This is a genomic window from Cryptosporangium minutisporangium, assembly GCF_039536245.1.
In the GTDB taxonomy this organism is placed as follows: domain Bacteria; phylum Actinomycetota; class Actinomycetes; order Mycobacteriales; family Cryptosporangiaceae; genus Cryptosporangium; species Cryptosporangium minutisporangium.
This window is the reverse complement of record NZ_BAAAYN010000027.1, coordinates 52,210-65,713: the sequence shown is the minus strand read 5'-3', so window position 1 is coordinate 65,713 and position 13,504 is coordinate 52,210. Positions and strand designations below refer to the sequence as shown.

The following is a 13,504-nucleotide window of genomic DNA, read 5'->3' as shown; positions in this document are numbered from 1 at the left end:
GCCGCTCACACCCACCTCCGAGCGGCGGCCATTCACCCAACGAGAAGGGAACGCAGCATGGAAGGCAACCTGAACATGGTCGGCTACGGTCTGGCCGCCATCGGTCCGGGTATCGGTGTCGGTCTGATCTTCGCCGCGTACATCGCCGGTGTGGCGCGCCAGCCGGAGGCCCGTGGCACGCTCCAGGGCATCGCGATCCTGGGCTTCGCCCTGGCTGAGGCGCTCGCCATCATCGGTATCGGTCTCGCGTTCGCGCTCTGACGCCCATGTCTGCGACGACGGAGATCGTGACTTACCTCGCGTCCGAGGACGGCGAGGTGAACCCGCTCCTCCCGCACATGTCCGAGCTCATCGTCGGACTCGTCGCTTTCGCTCTGCTGTTCTGGTTCATGGCGAAGAAGGTTTACCCCCTCTTCGAGAAGACCTACGCGGAGCGATCGGAAGCGATCGAAGGCGGGATCAAGCGGGCCGAGGAGGCCCAGGCCGAGGCCAAGGCGACGCTCGAGCAGTACCGGGCGCAGCTGGCCGACGCTCGGGCCGAGGCAGGCCGGATCCGCGAGGAGGCTCGTGCCGAGGGCACGCGCATCGTCGAGGAGCTCCGCGCCGAGGCTCAGGAGCAGGCCGCTCGCATCGTCGAGCGGGGTGAAGTGCAGCTGGCTTCCGAGCGGCAGCGTCTGATCACCGAGGTTCGCGCCGACATCGGCCGGATCGCGGTCGACCTGGCCGGCCGCATCGTCGGTGAGTCGCTCGCCGACGAGGCCCGTCGGGCCGGCACGGTGGAGCGGTTCCTCGACGAGCTGGACACCAGCGCGACCACTGGAGGGCGGAGCTGATGCAGGGCGCTAGCCGGGAGTCCCTGGCCGGCGTTCGGGAGCAGCTCGCCGAGGTCCTCCGCGGTGGGGCTGCTCCGGCGGGGGCGACCCCGACGGGCGCGACTCCCGCGGGTGCTCACCCCGCGGGCCCGGTGATCGCTCCGGGTGCGACTCCGGTGGAGGCCACTCCGACGGCTGCTACTCAGGCGGAGGCGACTCCGGTGGGTGCCCGGCCGGCGCAGGTGACTCCGCCGGCGGCGGCCACCCCGGCGGCGACGCCGGGCGGCGTCGACCGTAATGCGCTCGCCGCCGAGCTCCGGGCGGTCGCCGACCTGCTCGGACGCGAGCCGGGTCTGCGTCGCGCGCTGGCCGACGCCAGCAAGTCGGGCGGAGACCGCACCGGGCTGCTCGAGGCGCTGGTGGGGCAGCGGGTAGGCCGGACGGCACTGGACGTCCTGCGGGCGGCCGTGTCCGCCCGCTGGTCGAGGCCGCACGACCTGGTCGACGCGGTCGAGCTGCTCGCGGTGGATGCCGAGCTGGCCGAGGCGGACGCCAACGGCTCGCTGTCCGACGTCGAGGACCAGCTGTTCCGGTTCGCGCGGATCGTGGACGGCAACCCGCAGCTCGCACGGCTGCTGGCGGACGCGACGGCGCCCGCCGCACAGCGTGCCGAGCTGGCCAACGGGCTGCTGGAGGGCCACGCCGATCCGGTCACCGTACGGCTGGTTCGCACCGCCGTGCACGGCCTGGGCGGTCGAGGGTTCGACGCGTCGCTGTTGCGGCTCGTCGAGCTGACCGCTGCACGGCGTGACCGCGAGATAGCGTATGTGACAGCGGCCGCGCCGTTGACTCCGGCGCAGGAGGAGCGGTTGGCCGCGCGCCTCGCCGCGATCTACGGGCGATCGGTCTCCTTGAAGGTCGAGGTAGACCCCTCGCTGCTCGGTGGAGTAACGGTTCGGGTCGGCGACGACCTGTACGACGGAAGTGTCGCTCGCCGGCTGGAGCAGGCGCGCGGCGCGCTCACGAATTAGCTCTTTTCGACCGACTCTTCCAACGGTCGTCAGACGGGAGGAAGGCCGGAGGTTGAAAGAGCTAACTTGACGCACCATCCGGCACCCGACCCAGGACGCGTACGACCTACGGCCGTTCCATCCGCTGCAGGACGACGTGCAGGCTCGGTCAGCTCAGGCGCTGACCACAAGACGAGATCGAGGAACTATCAGATGGCCGAGCTGACCATCTCCTCCGAGGAGATCCGCGGCGCGATCGAGCGTTACGTCTCTTCCTATTCACCCGAGGTCTCCCGCGAGGAGGTCGGTGTGGTCGCCGATACCGGCGACGGCATCGCCCACGTCGAGGGCCTCCCCTCGACGATGACCAACGAACTGCTGCAGTTCGAGGACGGCACCCTCGGGATGGCGCTGAACCTCGAGGCGCGCGAGCTCGGCGTCATCATCCTCGGCGAGTACGGGGGCATCGAGGAGGGCCAGACGGTCCGCCGTACCGGGCAGATCCTCTCCGCGCCGGTCGGCGACGGCTTCCTCGGCCGGGTCGTCGACCCGCTGGGCAACCCGATCGACGGCAAGGGCGAGATCCAGGCCGAGGGCCGCCGGATCCTGGAGCTGCAGGCGCCCTCCGTGGTGCAGCGGCAGCCGGTGAAGGAGCCGCTGCAGACCGGGATCAAGGCCATCGACGCGATGACCGCGATCGGCCGGGGCCAGCGGCAGCTGATCATCGGTGACCGCCAGACCGGCAAGACCGCGGTGGCGATCGACACGATCATCAACCAGAAGGACAACTGGGCCAGCGGCGACCCGAAGAAGCAGGTCAAGTGCATCTACGTCGCGATCGGCCAGAAGGGCTCGACGATCGCTTCGGTGCGCGGCGCCCTCGAAGAGGCCGGCGCGATGGAGTACACGACGATCGTCGCGGCTCCGGCGTCCGACCCGGCGGGCTTCAAGTACATCGCGCCGTACACCGGCTCGGCCATCGGCCAGCACTGGATGTACCAGGGCCAGCACGTGCTGATCATCTTCGACGACCTGTCCAAGCAGGCCGAGGCCTACCGCGCGGTGTCGCTGCTGCTGCGCCGCCCGCCGGGCCGTGAGGCCTACCCGGGTGACGTCTTCTACCTGCACTCGCGGCTGCTCGAGCGCTGCGCGAAGCTCTCGGACGAGCTGGGTGGCGGCTCGATGACCGGCCTGCCGATCATCGAGACGAAGGCCAACGACATCTCGGCCTACATCCCGACCAACGTCATCTCGATCACCGACGGCCAGGTCTTCCTCGAGACCGACCTGTTCAACTCGGGTGTCCGTCCGGCGATCAACGTCGGTACCTCGGTCTCCCGAGTCGGTGGTTCGGCGCAGGTCCGCGCGATGCGGTCGGTAGCCGGACGCCTGCGCCTGGACCTGGCCCAGTACCGCGAGCTCGAGGCGTTCTCGGCGTTCGGCTCGGACCTGGACCGCGCGTCCCGGAACCAGCTCGAGCGCGGTGCCCGCCTGGTGGAGCTGCTCAAGCAGCCCCAGTACTCGCCGTACCCGGTGCCGGAGCAGGTCGTCTCGGTCTGGGCGGGCACCACCGGCCAGCTCGACGACATCCCGGTCGCCGACATCGCCCGCTTCGAGGCCGAGTTCCTCGACTTCATCCGCCGGAACAAGTCGGAGATCCTCTCGACGATCGACACGACCGGCAAGCTCGAGGACGACACCGTCGCGACACTCACCGACGCGATCAACGAGTTCAAGCAGCAGTTCGAGGTCGGCGCGGGCGCTGACCAGGTCGTGGAGCCGAAGGGCGAGGAGTCGTCCGAGAGCGTCACCCGACACACCGACCGGAAGGACTGATCCGTGGCCGCCTCGCTTCGGGTGCTGCGACGCCGGATCAAGTCGGTTCAGCAGACCAAGAAGATCACCAAGGCGCAGGAGCTCATTGCCACCTCGCGGATCGCGAAGGCGCGCGCCCGGGTCGAGGCGTCCCGCCCCTACGCGGACGAGATCACCCGGGTGCTCACCGCGCTCGCAACGAACTCCTCGTCGCTCGACCACCCGCTGCTCGCCCCGCGTGAGCAGGTCAAGCGGGTCGGGATCCTGATCATCACGAGTGACCGGGGCCTGGCCGGCGGGTACAACGCGAACGTCCTCCGTCGGGCCGAGCAGCTCGTCGCTCAGGTCCGGTCCGAGGGCCACGAGCCGGTGCTGTACGTGATCGGCCGCAAGGGCGCCGCGTACTTCCGCTTCCGGAACCGGAACATCGAGCGTTCGTGGACGGGCTTCTCCGAGTCGCCCGACTACGACGACGCCAGGGAGGTCGGCGAGTTCCTCGTGCGGACCTTCGTGGCCGGTGCGGACGACACGATCGACGGTCCGGGTGTGGACGGCCTGCAGGGAGTCGACGAACTTCACTTGGTCTCCACCGACCTGGTCTCGATGATCACCCAGCGGCCGGTCGCGCACCGGTTCGCGCCGTTGGACGTGTCGGAGGCCGAGCACCCCGAGGGTCCGCGTCCGATCTACGAGTTCGAGCCCGAGCCCGAGCAACTGCTGTCGGCGCTGCTCCCCAAGTACGTCAACACCCGCATCTACGCGGCTCTGCTGGAGTCCGCGGCCTCGGAGTCGGCTGCGCGCCGGCAGGCGATGAAGTCGGCCAGTGACAACGCCGACGACCTCGTCCGAAGCCTCAAGCGTGAAGCGAACGCAGCACGCCAGGCCCAGATCACCCAGGAGATCAGCGAGATCGTTGGCGGCGCCAACGCCCTCGCCACCGCAGGAAGTGACGACTGATGACTGCCACCACTGTTGAGAACACGGCCGGGACGCAGTCCGAGGCCGCCAGCGGCCGCGTCGTAAGCGTGCGCGGCCCCGTCGTCGACGTCGAGTTCCCCAAGGGCTCGATTCCCGACCTGTTCAACGCCCTCCACGTGAAGGTCGACGCGGAGAGCATCGCGAAGACGCTGACCCTCGAGGTCGCCCAGCACCTGGGTGACAACGTGGTTCGGACAATCTCGATGCAGCCCACCGACGGCCTGGTCCGCGGTGCCGAGGTGATCGACACCGGCGAGGCGATCAGCGTTCCGGTCGGCGACGCCACCAAGGGCAAGGTGTTCAACGCCCTCGGGGAGGTGCTCAACCTCAAGGAGGGCGAGCAGTTCGAGGTCACCGAGCGCTGGCCGATCCACCGTGACCCGCCGCCGTTCGACCAGTTGGAGAGCAAGACCGAGGTCTTCGAGACCGGTCTGAAGGCGATCGACCTGCTTACCCCGTACGTCAAGGGTGGGAAGATCGGCCTGTTCGGCGGCGCCGGCGTGGGCAAGACGGTGCTCATCCAGGAGATGATCATCCGCGTCGCCAACAACTTCGGTGGTGTGTCTGTCTTCGCCGGCGTGGGTGAGCGCACCCGTGAGGGCAACGACCTCATCCTGGAGATGGACGAGAGCGGCGTTCTGGAGAAGACCGCGCTGGTCTTCGGCCAGATGGACGAGCCGCCGGGCACCCGGCTGCGGGTCGCGCTCGCCGCGCTGACGATGGCGGAGTACTTCCGCGACGTCCAGAACCAGGACGTGCTGCTGTTCGTCGACAACATCTTCCGGTTCACGCAGGCGGGCTCCGAGGTCTCGACGCTGCTCGGCCGGATGCCGTCCGCCGTGGGTTACCAGCCGACGCTGGCGGACGAGATGGGTCAGCTGCAGGAGCGGATCACCTCGACCCGGGGTAACTCGATCACCTCGATGCAGGCGATCTACGTGCCCGCCGACGACATCACCGACCCGGCTCCGCACACGGTGTTCGCGCACCTCGACGCGACCACCACGCTGTCCAGGGCGATCTCCGACAAGGGCATCTACCCGGCGATCGACCCGCTGGACTCGACGTCCCGGATCCTCGACGCGCGTTACGTCGGCGAGGAGCACTACCGGGTCGCGTCCCGTACCAAGGAGATCCTCCAGCGGTACAAGGAGCTCCAGGACATCATCGCGATCCTCGGTATCGACGAGCTCTCCGAGGAGGACAAGCTCCTCGTCGGCCGGGCCCGCCGGATCGAGCGGTTCCTGTCGCAGAACACCTACGCGGCCGAGCAGTTCACCGGTATCCCCGGCTCGACCGTGCCGGTCAAGGACACGATCGAGGCGTTCAAGGCGATCGCGGCCGGCGACCTGGACAAGTTCCCGGAGCAGGCGTTCTTCATGTGCGGTGGTCTCGAGGACGTGGAGAAGAAGGCGGCTGAGCTCGCCAAGGAGTAGCTAGCGGGCCCAGGCTCGCTGTCGGACTGAATTGCGGGCTCCGATCCGGTACCGCCGGATCGGAGCCCGCACCCCACGAATGAAGGAGCCAGTGGTGGCGGAGCTGCGCGTCGAGGTCGTGTCCGTCGAGGAGAAGATCTGGTCGGGCCAGGCGTCGATCCTGATCGCCCGCACGACCGAGGGCGAGCTGGCCGTGCTGCCCGGACACACGCCGCTGCTCGGCGAGCTGGTGGACCCGGGCGAGGTGCGCGTGCGCACCGCGGAGGGTGAGCACCAGTGGACGGTGCACGGCGGGTTCCTGTCGGTCACCGGAGACGGTGTGTCGGTGCTCGCCGAGACCGTGAGCACCGCGGACGGCGCTCCCGCCGGTCAGTACTGAGGCCGGACGGCGGGGGAGCGCGGTGATGACGACTGTGCTCGAAGTAGTCGCCCTGCTGTTCGCGCTGGTGTTCGTGTTGTTGGCGGTGCTGTTCGCCAGGCGACTGGTGATCGCGCGCAGCGGCGCGGTCGAGCTGTCTGTCCGGTTGTACCGGGCGCGCTTCGGCCGCGGCTGGGCGCTCGGGCTGGCCCGGTTCTCCGGTGACCAGCTGCGGTGGTACCGCTTGTTCAGTTTCTCCCCGTGGCCACGCCGCGTCCTGACCCGCCGCGAGTTGGTGGTGGTCGGGCGGCGTGACCCGAGCGAGCAGGAGACGCTCGCGTTGATGACCGGCTCGGTCGTGCTGGAGTGCGCCGACCGCGCCGGTCCGGTCGACCTCGCGATGAGCGGCACGGCCCTCACGGGGTTCTTGAGTTGGCTGGAGTCCGCCGCCCCGGGCGCAGCACCCCCGCACACGGCGCGCTGAGCGCTCCGTAGGCGAGCGCCCGCCCGGGCCCGCGTGCGCGTGCGCGTGGTGGATTTTCGGGACCGCACCGCTCGCGGGCGGTGCTGGCGTGGTTTTCGGGAAGACAACCTCTCCCGCCCGCCGCAGAGGTCTTCTTTCGGGAAATCCGCCCGGCGCCCGCCGCCCCCGGCGCCCCGGCGCCCGGCCCCCGAGGGCTGGGTCAGGCGCCTGCGCCTGGGCGCCACAGCACGTCGTCGCCGTTGTTGGCGATCCGGGACAGGATGAAGAGCAGGTCGGACAGCCGGTTGAGGTACTTCGCCGGCAGCGAGTGCGTCGTGTCGGACTCCGCCTCGATCAGCGTCCACGTCGAACGTTCCGCGCGCCGCACGACGGTCGTCGCCTGGTGCAGCAGAGCCGCGCCGGGCGTCCCGCCGGGCAGGATGAAGCTGTCGAGTTTGGTCAGCCGGGCGTTGAACTCGTCGCACCAGCCTTCCAGCCGATCGACCTGTGCGTCGGTGACCCGCAGCGGCGGATACTTCGGCGCCTCCGCCACCGGCGTGGCCAGGTCCGCGCCGACGTCGAACAGGTCGTTCTGCACCAGTTGCAGCACTCCGGTCACCTCGTCGGAGAGCTGACCGAGCGCGAGCGCGACACCGAGGACGGCGTTCGCCTCGTTGACGTCGGCGTAGGCGCCGATCCGGGGGTGAGTTTTCGAAACTCGGGTCATGTCGCCGAGTGCAGTTGTGCCGGTATCGCCGGTTTTTGTGTAGATACGGGTGAGGTGGACGGCCATCCCTTGAGCATAGGGAGAGGTGATCCACCGGACGGCCAGACCGTTGTGGACATGACACAGAGCACTCCGCCGAGACCCGTACGATGTCCGGGTGGAGCTCTTTCGTGTGACAGGTGGGACCCCGCTGGTAGGCGAGGTGACGGTCAGTGGTGCCAAGAACAGCGTCTTGAAGCTGATGGCGGCCGCGCTGCTCGTCGAGGGACGGACGGTGCTGACGAACGTCCCCCGCATCCTTGACGTCACGATCATGAGCGAAGTGCTCCGGCGGCTCGGATGTGAAGCCGCCCTCGAGGGCGACACGCTGACGATCGACGTGCCCGCCCAGCCGGGCACCGAGGCCGACTACAACCTCGTCCGGCGGATGCGCGCCTCGATCAACGTCCTCGGGCCGCTGCTGGCCCGCCGTGGGGAGGTGCGGGTGCCGCACCCGGGTGGCGATGCGATCGGCTCCCGTGGCCTCGATTACCACATCGCCGGCCTGGAGCGGATGGGCGCCGAGATCACCAGCGAGCACGGCTTCGTGGTGGCCCGGGCCTCGCGGCTGCACGGTGCGCGGATCTGGCTCGACTTCCCGAGTGTCGGCGCCACCGAGAACATCCTGATGGCCGCCGTGCTCGCGAAGGGCACGACCGTGATCGACAACGCCGCGCGCGAGCCGGACATCGTCGACATCTGCTCGATGCTCACCGAGATGGGCGCCGAGATCAGCGGCGCCGGCACCTCCACGCTCGAGGTCGAGGGTGTCGAGGAGCTGCGGCCGGTGAGCCACCGGGTGGTTCCCGACCGGATCGTCTCCGGCACCTGGGCGTTCGCGGCGGCGATCACCCAAGGCGACATCACGGTGCGGGAGGGCGAGCCGCGGCACCTGGAGATCGCGCTCGACAAGCTCAACCAGGCCGGTGCGCAGATCGACCTGCTCGACCCGATGGAGCCGTCCGAGGGTTTCCGTGTTCGGATGGACCAGCGTCCGCGCGCGGTCGACATCGTGACGCTGCCCTACCCGGGCTTCGCCACCGACATGCTGCCGATGGCGATCACGCTCGGCGCGGTGGCCGACGGGCCGTCGATGGTCACCGAGAACGTGTTCGACGCCCGCTTCATGTTCATCAACGAGATGCTCCGCCTCGGCGCGGACGTCCGGACCGACGGGCACCACGCGGTCGTCCGCGGCAAACACTGGCTGTCCGGCGCCCCGGTGCGCGCCACCGACATCCGGGCGGGTGTCGGGCTGGTCATCGCGGGTCTGCGGGCGGACGGCGTCACCGAGGTGGCCGACGCGTTCCACATCGACCGCGGCTACCCTGACTTCCTGACGCAGATGCGCGGGCTGGGTGCGACGATCGAGCGGATCACGGTCGAGGACGACGAGTTCGACCACGTCGCCCTCTGACCGACTGAGCCCTCAGTAACCGGTGGGCCCGCGGTAACCGACTGGGCCCTCAGTAGGTGCCCGGGCCGACCAGCGCCCGGGCCATCTCCAGGTCGGCGGCGAACACCAGCACGCGGACGCGTCCGCGCCCGGCGTCGGCGGTGGTCGACCGGATGTTGGCGTCGGAGAGCACCGCGCGGAGCGCGTTGGCCTCGCCGGCGGAGGCGGCGACCGCCACTTCGTGGAGCAGTCCGTAGTCCGAGCTCTTGCCGTCCGGAGCCGGGCCGGACACCCGCGCCGTGCCGAACGTCCACCGCAACAACACGGCCAGGAACGCCACCACCAGAAAAGCGACGCCGATAGCCACGACACCCGTCACGTCTTCCAGTGTGCCAGCCGGGAGCCACCCTGACGACGCTCGTGGAGCGCTCTGCGCCCGCTCGGGAGGCCTTCGTCACCGGCCCGTACGGAGGGATTCCTCCGTTTGGGGGAGGCGATGTCCTACGCCGGTATTGCCGGAATTGATCGTTTCGCTACTTGGGGTACTGCCAGTCAGAGCAATACCGTCAAATACGCCATTACTGGTGTTGTTTCCTCAAATTAGACTGTTAATGGATAATGCTGGCTGGGACGCTGTTAGCGGAGCGCTGCCTTCTCGATCCGAGCGGGGCGGTCGTGGAGGGGGTCACCGGATGAGCCAGCTCGTCGCCGCCGGTCCACGGCTCGACGCGGCCACCGTCGGGGTGTTGCGCACCAGCTTGGACGAGGCGATCCGCTCGGGCGCCGGGCCGCTGATCCTCGATCTCTCCGCCGTGCAGACCGTCGACGCCATCGGGATGGGCATGTTGCTCGGCGTCGAACGCCGGGCCGCGGACGCCGACCGGCAGCTGTTGCTGCGGGACGTCCCGGTCCGGGTGGCACGCCTGCTCCGAGCGACCGGCCTGAGCCGTGTGCTCCGCAACGAGGAGACGCCCGGCCACGTGGCGTCGACCGTCGAGCGCGAGCCCGCATCCGCGGTCGCGAGCTGAGACCGGAGGGGCGCGGCGGCGTCCGGGCCTGGGCGTCTTGTTCGATTCACCCGGCATTGTGTGGCGTGCATCATGAGCATTCACCGGTTACTCGCCAGTAGAATTCCCACACCGACGCCGGAGGTGCCCGATGCCGTACCCGTCCTCGCCGGAGCGCGATCGTCCGTGGGTGATGCGCACCTACGCCGGCCACTCGTCGGCTGCTGCGTCCAACGCCCTGTACCGGCGGAACCTGGCCAAGGGCCAGACCGGGCTCTCGGTCGCGTTCGACCTGCCGACGCAGACCGGCTACGACCCCGACCACGAGCTGGCCCGGGGCGAGGTCGGCAAGGTCGGCGTGCCGATCTCGCACGTGGGCGACGCCCGCGCGCTCTTCGAGGGCATTCCGCTGGAGCGGATGAACACCTCGATGACGATCAACGCGACCGCGATGTGGCTGTTGGCGCTCTACGAGGCGGTCGCGCTGGAGCAGGCCGAGGCGGAGGGGCGTGACCCGGTCGCGGCGCTCGCGGCGCTCACCGGCACGACCCAGAACGACATCATCAAGGAGTACCTGTCCCGCGGCACCTACGTGTTCCCGCCCGGGCCCAGCCTCCGGCTGATCACCGACATGATCGCCCACACGGTCGTCCACCTGCCGAAGTGGAACCCGATCAACATCTGCTCGTACCACCTGCAGGAGGCCGGCGCGACGCCGGTGCAGGAGGTCGCGTACGCGCTCTCCACCGCGATCGCGGTGCTGGACGCGGTGCGCGACTCCGGCCAGGTGCCGCAGGAGCGGATGGGCGACGTCGTCGCGCGCATCTCGTTCTTCGTCAACGCCGGCATGCGCTTCATCGAGGAGATGTGCAAACTCCGGGCGTTCGCGCAGCTCTGGGACGAGATCACCCGCGAGCGCTACGGGGTGGAGAACCCCAAGGACCGCCGTTTCCGGTACGGCGTGCAGGTGAACTCGCTCGGGCTCACCGAGGCGCAGCCGGAGAACAACGTCCAGCGGATCGTTCTGGAGATGCTCGGCGTCACGCTCTCTCGGAACGCCCGCGCCCGCGCCGTCCAGCTGCCCGCCTGGAACGAGGCGCTCGGGCTGCCCCGCCCCTGGGACCAGCAGTGGGCGCTGCGCATGCAGCAGGTGCTCGCGTTCGAGAGTGACCTGCTCGAGTACGACGACCTCTTCGACGGTTCCCTCGTGGTCGAGGCCAAGGTCGAATCGATTCTGGAGGGCGCGCGCGCGGAGATCGCCCGGGTGCAGGAGCTCGGTGGCGCGGTCGCGGCGATCGAGTCCGGCTACATGAAGGGCGAGCTGGTGCGCTCGCTGGCCGAGCGGCGTGCCCGGGTCGAGGCCGGTGAGGACGTCATCGTCGGCGTCAACAAGTACACCGAGACCGAGCCGAGCCCGCTGACGGCGGGTGGCGGCGCGGGAGGCGCGGCGAAGGCCATCTTCACCGTCGACGCGAGCGTCGAGGAGGCCGCGCGCGAGCGCCTGGCGGCCTGGAAGGCCGACCGGGATCAGGCAGCCGTCGACGCGACGCTGGCCGAGCTGGCCGACGCCGCGAAGAACGGCACGAACCTGATGGAGCCGACCCTGGCGTGCGTGCGCGCCGGCGTCACGACCGGCGAGTGGGCGAACGTCCTCCGGGACGTGTTCGGTGAGTACCGGGCGCCGACCGGGGTCAGCGCGGCCTCCGCGTCCCACCCTGGGGCCGAGACCGCTGACGCGCTGGTCGCTCTTCGCGAGCGGGTCCGCGTGACCGGGGAGCGGCTCGGGGGTCGGCTGCGGATGCTCGTGGGCAAGCCCGGCCTCGACGGGCACTCCAACGGCGCCGAGCAGATCGCTGTGCGGGCCCGGGACGCCGGCTTCGAGGTCGTCTACCAGGGCATTCGGCTCACGCCGGAGCAGATCGTGGCCGCCGCCGTCGCCGAGGACGTGCACGTCGTCGGGCTGTCGATCCTGTCCGGAGCGCACGCGCTCGCGGTACCCGCCGTGATCGAGGGTCTACGCGCGCAGGGCCTCACCGACGTGCCGGTCATCGTCGGCGGCATCATTCCCGAGGACGACGCGGAGATGCTGAAGGCGGCCGGAGTCGCCCGGGTGTTCACGCCGAAGGACTACGGCCTGAACGAGATCATGGACGAGATCGTGACGGTCATCGACGAGGTTCACGGACTCGCGACGGTCTGAGCCCGCGGCGCCGGGGAGCTCTCCGGCCGGCCACCCGCCGCGCTCTCCGCACGGGTGTCCGATCGGTTCTCCGCGCGGGCGTCGGATCGGCTCTCCGCCGGGGCGTCCGGCCGCTTCTCGGCCGGGCCCTCCGGCTGGTCCTGCGTCGGCTGGTCCTGCGCAGGCTGGCGGCCGTGCGAAGAACCGGCGCCGGGCGGACGTCCGCCGGCGAGAGCGTCCAGTGCGGATCCGGCGGGTGCCGAGCGGGCCGCACCGTTCCGGCCGGCCGCTGGCAGCGCGCCGACCGACTCGACCAGGTAGTCGGCGAGGTGTGCCGCACTGATCCGCTCCAGGTCGTGATCGGCGTCGTAACCGGTCACGCTCCAGCCGACCAGGCCGGGGGTGGCGAGCGCGGCTTTGGTCAGGGCGGTGAGCTGCTCCCAGCTCAGGCCGCCGGGCAGGCGCCGGTCCACGGTGGGCAGGGCGGGCGTCGAGAGCACGGACAGGTCGATGTGCAGCCACCAGTTGTCGGTGGTGCGCCGGAGGTGCTCGATCGCATCGGTGGCGTGGCGCGCGATGGTCAGTCCGGTCGCGGGGCGGGCGCCGATCGCGCCCAGGTCCTCGTCGGACCGGATGAGGATGCTGCCGGAGAGCGACGGGATGCCGGCCGCGGAGAGTTCGGCGGCGTCGCGAGCGCCGAGCACCGCGACTGCCCCCGGCGGCACCAGCGGCAACCGACGGGACAGGCCGTTGGAGAGTACGGCGTTCGTCTGCGCGAGCAGTGCCAACCCCAGCGTGCAGTCGGACGCGCACCCGGTCGGCGACTTGTCCGGCGGCCAGGCGCACTCACGGCCGGAGAGCACGAGCAGCCCGGCCGGCCCCTCCGGACGGTGGCCGGTGGCGACGAGGCCGCCCAGCAGGATCGGGTTGTCGCCGCCGAGCAGCAGCGGGAAGTGTCCGTCGGCGTGGCTCGCGGACACCGCGTCGGCCACGCCGTCGATCATCGCTGCCAGCGCCGGTTCGTTGAGCAGGCCGGTGTCCGGGCTCCGGATCAGCGACCGCTCGCCCCCGAGCACCGGCGACGTCTCGTGGGGGGACCATCCGTTCGGCAGCGCCGAACGGATCCGTCCGATCAGTCCTTGGGCGTGGACGGCGGCCGGCGCGGCGGCCGCACCACCGGCGCGCCCCGTCGCGCTGAACGGCACGCTGACGATGTCGATCTCCATCGGACCCCCCTGCGATCGTGCCCGGGTCCTACCCGGTACGACGACCGTGACACGTTCC

The 13,504-nt window shown here is 70.1% G+C and carries 14 protein-coding genes; 11 read left to right on the top strand and 3 right to left on the bottom strand.

Going from position 1 to position 13,504, the window contains the following annotated elements; all coding sequences use genetic code 11:
* The first annotated feature begins 57 nt into the window (after nt 1-57).
* From atpE to ABEB28_RS21560, 8 genes are all read left to right on the top strand, one after another.
* Nucleotides 58-261 (top strand): ATP synthase F0 subunit C, encoded by a 204-nt coding sequence (gene atpE / locus ABEB28_RS21595; RefSeq protein WP_345729978.1) that lies wholly within the window; start codon nt 58-60, stop codon nt 259-261.
* Between the two features lie 5 nt (nt 262-266).
* Nucleotides 267-833 (top strand): F0F1 ATP synthase subunit B, encoded by a 567-nt coding sequence (locus ABEB28_RS21590; protein WP_345729977.1) that lies wholly within the window; start codon nt 267-269, stop codon nt 831-833.
* A complete protein-coding gene (locus ABEB28_RS21585) occupies nt 833-1,843 on the top strand; it encodes a F0F1 ATP synthase subunit delta (RefSeq protein ID WP_345729976.1) in 1,011 nt (336 codons plus the stop codon). The genes ABEB28_RS21590 and ABEB28_RS21585 overlap by 1 nt, the downstream gene beginning before the upstream one ends.
* A gap of 192 nt (nt 1,844-2,035) precedes the next feature.
* Complete coding sequence (gene atpA / locus ABEB28_RS21580) at nt 2,036-3,658, top strand: F0F1 ATP synthase subunit alpha (RefSeq protein WP_345729975.1); 1,623 nt, start codon at nt 2,036-2,038, stop codon at nt 3,656-3,658.
* A 3-nt stretch (nt 3,659-3,661) separates the two neighbouring features.
* A complete protein-coding gene (locus ABEB28_RS21575) occupies nt 3,662-4,594 on the top strand; it encodes a F0F1 ATP synthase subunit gamma (protein WP_345729974.1) in 933 nt (310 codons plus the stop codon).
* Nucleotides 4,594-6,051 (top strand): F0F1 ATP synthase subunit beta, encoded by a 1,458-nt coding sequence (gene atpD / locus ABEB28_RS21570; RefSeq protein WP_345729973.1) that lies wholly within the window; start codon nt 4,594-4,596, stop codon nt 6,049-6,051. Before ABEB28_RS21575 ends, atpD begins: the two co-directional genes overlap by 1 nt.
* Nucleotides 6,052-6,142: 91 nt before the next feature.
* Entirely contained in the window at nt 6,143-6,430 is a 288-nt protein-coding gene (locus ABEB28_RS21565; protein ID WP_345730025.1) for a F0F1 ATP synthase subunit epsilon, read from the top strand.
* Between the two features lie 25 nt (nt 6,431-6,455).
* Entirely contained in the window at nt 6,456-6,893 is a 438-nt protein-coding gene (locus ABEB28_RS21560; RefSeq protein ID WP_345729972.1) for a DUF2550 domain-containing protein, read from the top strand.
* A 199-nt stretch (nt 6,894-7,092) separates the two neighbouring features.
* Here the strand turns inward: ABEB28_RS21560 and ABEB28_RS21555 are convergent, their stop codons facing one another.
* Nucleotides 7,093-7,665 (bottom strand): cob(I)yrinic acid a,c-diamide adenosyltransferase, encoded by a 573-nt coding sequence (locus ABEB28_RS21555; protein WP_345729970.1) that lies wholly within the window; start codon nt 7,663-7,665, stop codon nt 7,093-7,095.
* A 91-nt stretch (nt 7,666-7,756) separates the two neighbouring features.
* Here ABEB28_RS21555 and murA point away from each other — a divergent pair, with 91 nt between their 5' ends.
* Entirely contained in the window at nt 7,757-9,055 is a 1,299-nt protein-coding gene (murA, locus tag ABEB28_RS21550) for a UDP-N-acetylglucosamine 1-carboxyvinyltransferase (RefSeq protein WP_345729969.1), read from the top strand.
* Nucleotides 9,056-9,104: 49 nt separating this feature from the next.
* On the opposite strand, the gene ABEB28_RS21545 is transcribed toward murA, so the two are convergent.
* A complete protein-coding gene (locus ABEB28_RS21545; protein WP_345729968.1) occupies nt 9,105-9,413 on the bottom strand; it encodes a hypothetical protein in 309 nt (102 codons plus the stop codon).
* 313 nt (nt 9,414-9,726) lie between these two features.
* Between ABEB28_RS21545 and ABEB28_RS21540 the strand changes: the two genes are divergently transcribed.
* Nucleotides 9,727-10,062 (top strand): STAS domain-containing protein, encoded by a 336-nt coding sequence (locus ABEB28_RS21540; RefSeq protein ID WP_345729967.1) that lies wholly within the window; start codon nt 9,727-9,729, stop codon nt 10,060-10,062.
* A gap of 130 nt (nt 10,063-10,192) precedes the next feature.
* Nucleotides 10,193-12,241, top strand: coding sequence for a protein meaA (locus ABEB28_RS21535; RefSeq protein WP_345729966.1), 2,049 nt, complete (start codon nt 10,193-10,195; stop codon nt 12,239-12,241).
* Here ABEB28_RS21535 and ABEB28_RS21530 read toward each other — a convergent pair.
* The gene (locus ABEB28_RS21530; RefSeq protein ID WP_345729965.1) at nt 12,220-13,446 is read right to left on the bottom strand and encodes an arginase family protein; all 1,227 of its coding nucleotides are present in this window, start codon (nt 13,444-13,446) and stop codon (nt 12,220-12,222) included. The genes ABEB28_RS21535 and ABEB28_RS21530 overlap by 22 nt on opposite strands.
* Nucleotides 13,447-13,504: the final 58 nt, after the last annotated feature.

What these genes read in the sequence shown, in the direction of transcription:
- atpE (WP_345729978.1), top strand. Translation starts at nt 58, where the DNA reads ATGGAAGGCAACCTGAACATGGTCGGCTACGGTCTGGCCGCCATCGGT.
- ABEB28_RS21540 (WP_345729967.1), top strand. Translation starts at nt 9,727, where the DNA reads ATGAGCCAGCTCGTCGCCGCCGGTCCACGGCTCGACGCGGCCACCGTC.
- atpD (WP_345729973.1), top strand. Translation starts at nt 4,594, where the DNA reads ATGACTGCCACCACTGTTGAGAACACGGCCGGGACGCAGTCCGAGGCC.
- ABEB28_RS21555 (WP_345729970.1), bottom strand. Translation starts at nt 7,665, where the DNA reads ATGGCCGTCCACCTCACCCGTATCTACACAAAAACCGGCGATACCGGC.
- atpA (WP_345729975.1), top strand. Translation starts at nt 2,036, where the DNA reads ATGGCCGAGCTGACCATCTCCTCCGAGGAGATCCGCGGCGCGATCGAG.
- ABEB28_RS21530 (WP_345729965.1), bottom strand. Translation starts at nt 13,446, where the DNA reads ATGGAGATCGACATCGTCAGCGTGCCGTTCAGCGCGACGGGGCGCGCC.
- ABEB28_RS21590 (WP_345729977.1), top strand. Translation starts at nt 267, where the DNA reads ATGTCTGCGACGACGGAGATCGTGACTTACCTCGCGTCCGAGGACGGC.
- ABEB28_RS21535 (WP_345729966.1), top strand. Translation starts at nt 10,193, where the DNA reads ATGCCGTACCCGTCCTCGCCGGAGCGCGATCGTCCGTGGGTGATGCGC.
- ABEB28_RS21585 (WP_345729976.1), top strand. Translation starts at nt 833, where the DNA reads ATGCAGGGCGCTAGCCGGGAGTCCCTGGCCGGCGTTCGGGAGCAGCTC.
- ABEB28_RS21560 (WP_345729972.1), top strand. Translation starts at nt 6,456, where the DNA reads ATGACGACTGTGCTCGAAGTAGTCGCCCTGCTGTTCGCGCTGGTGTTC.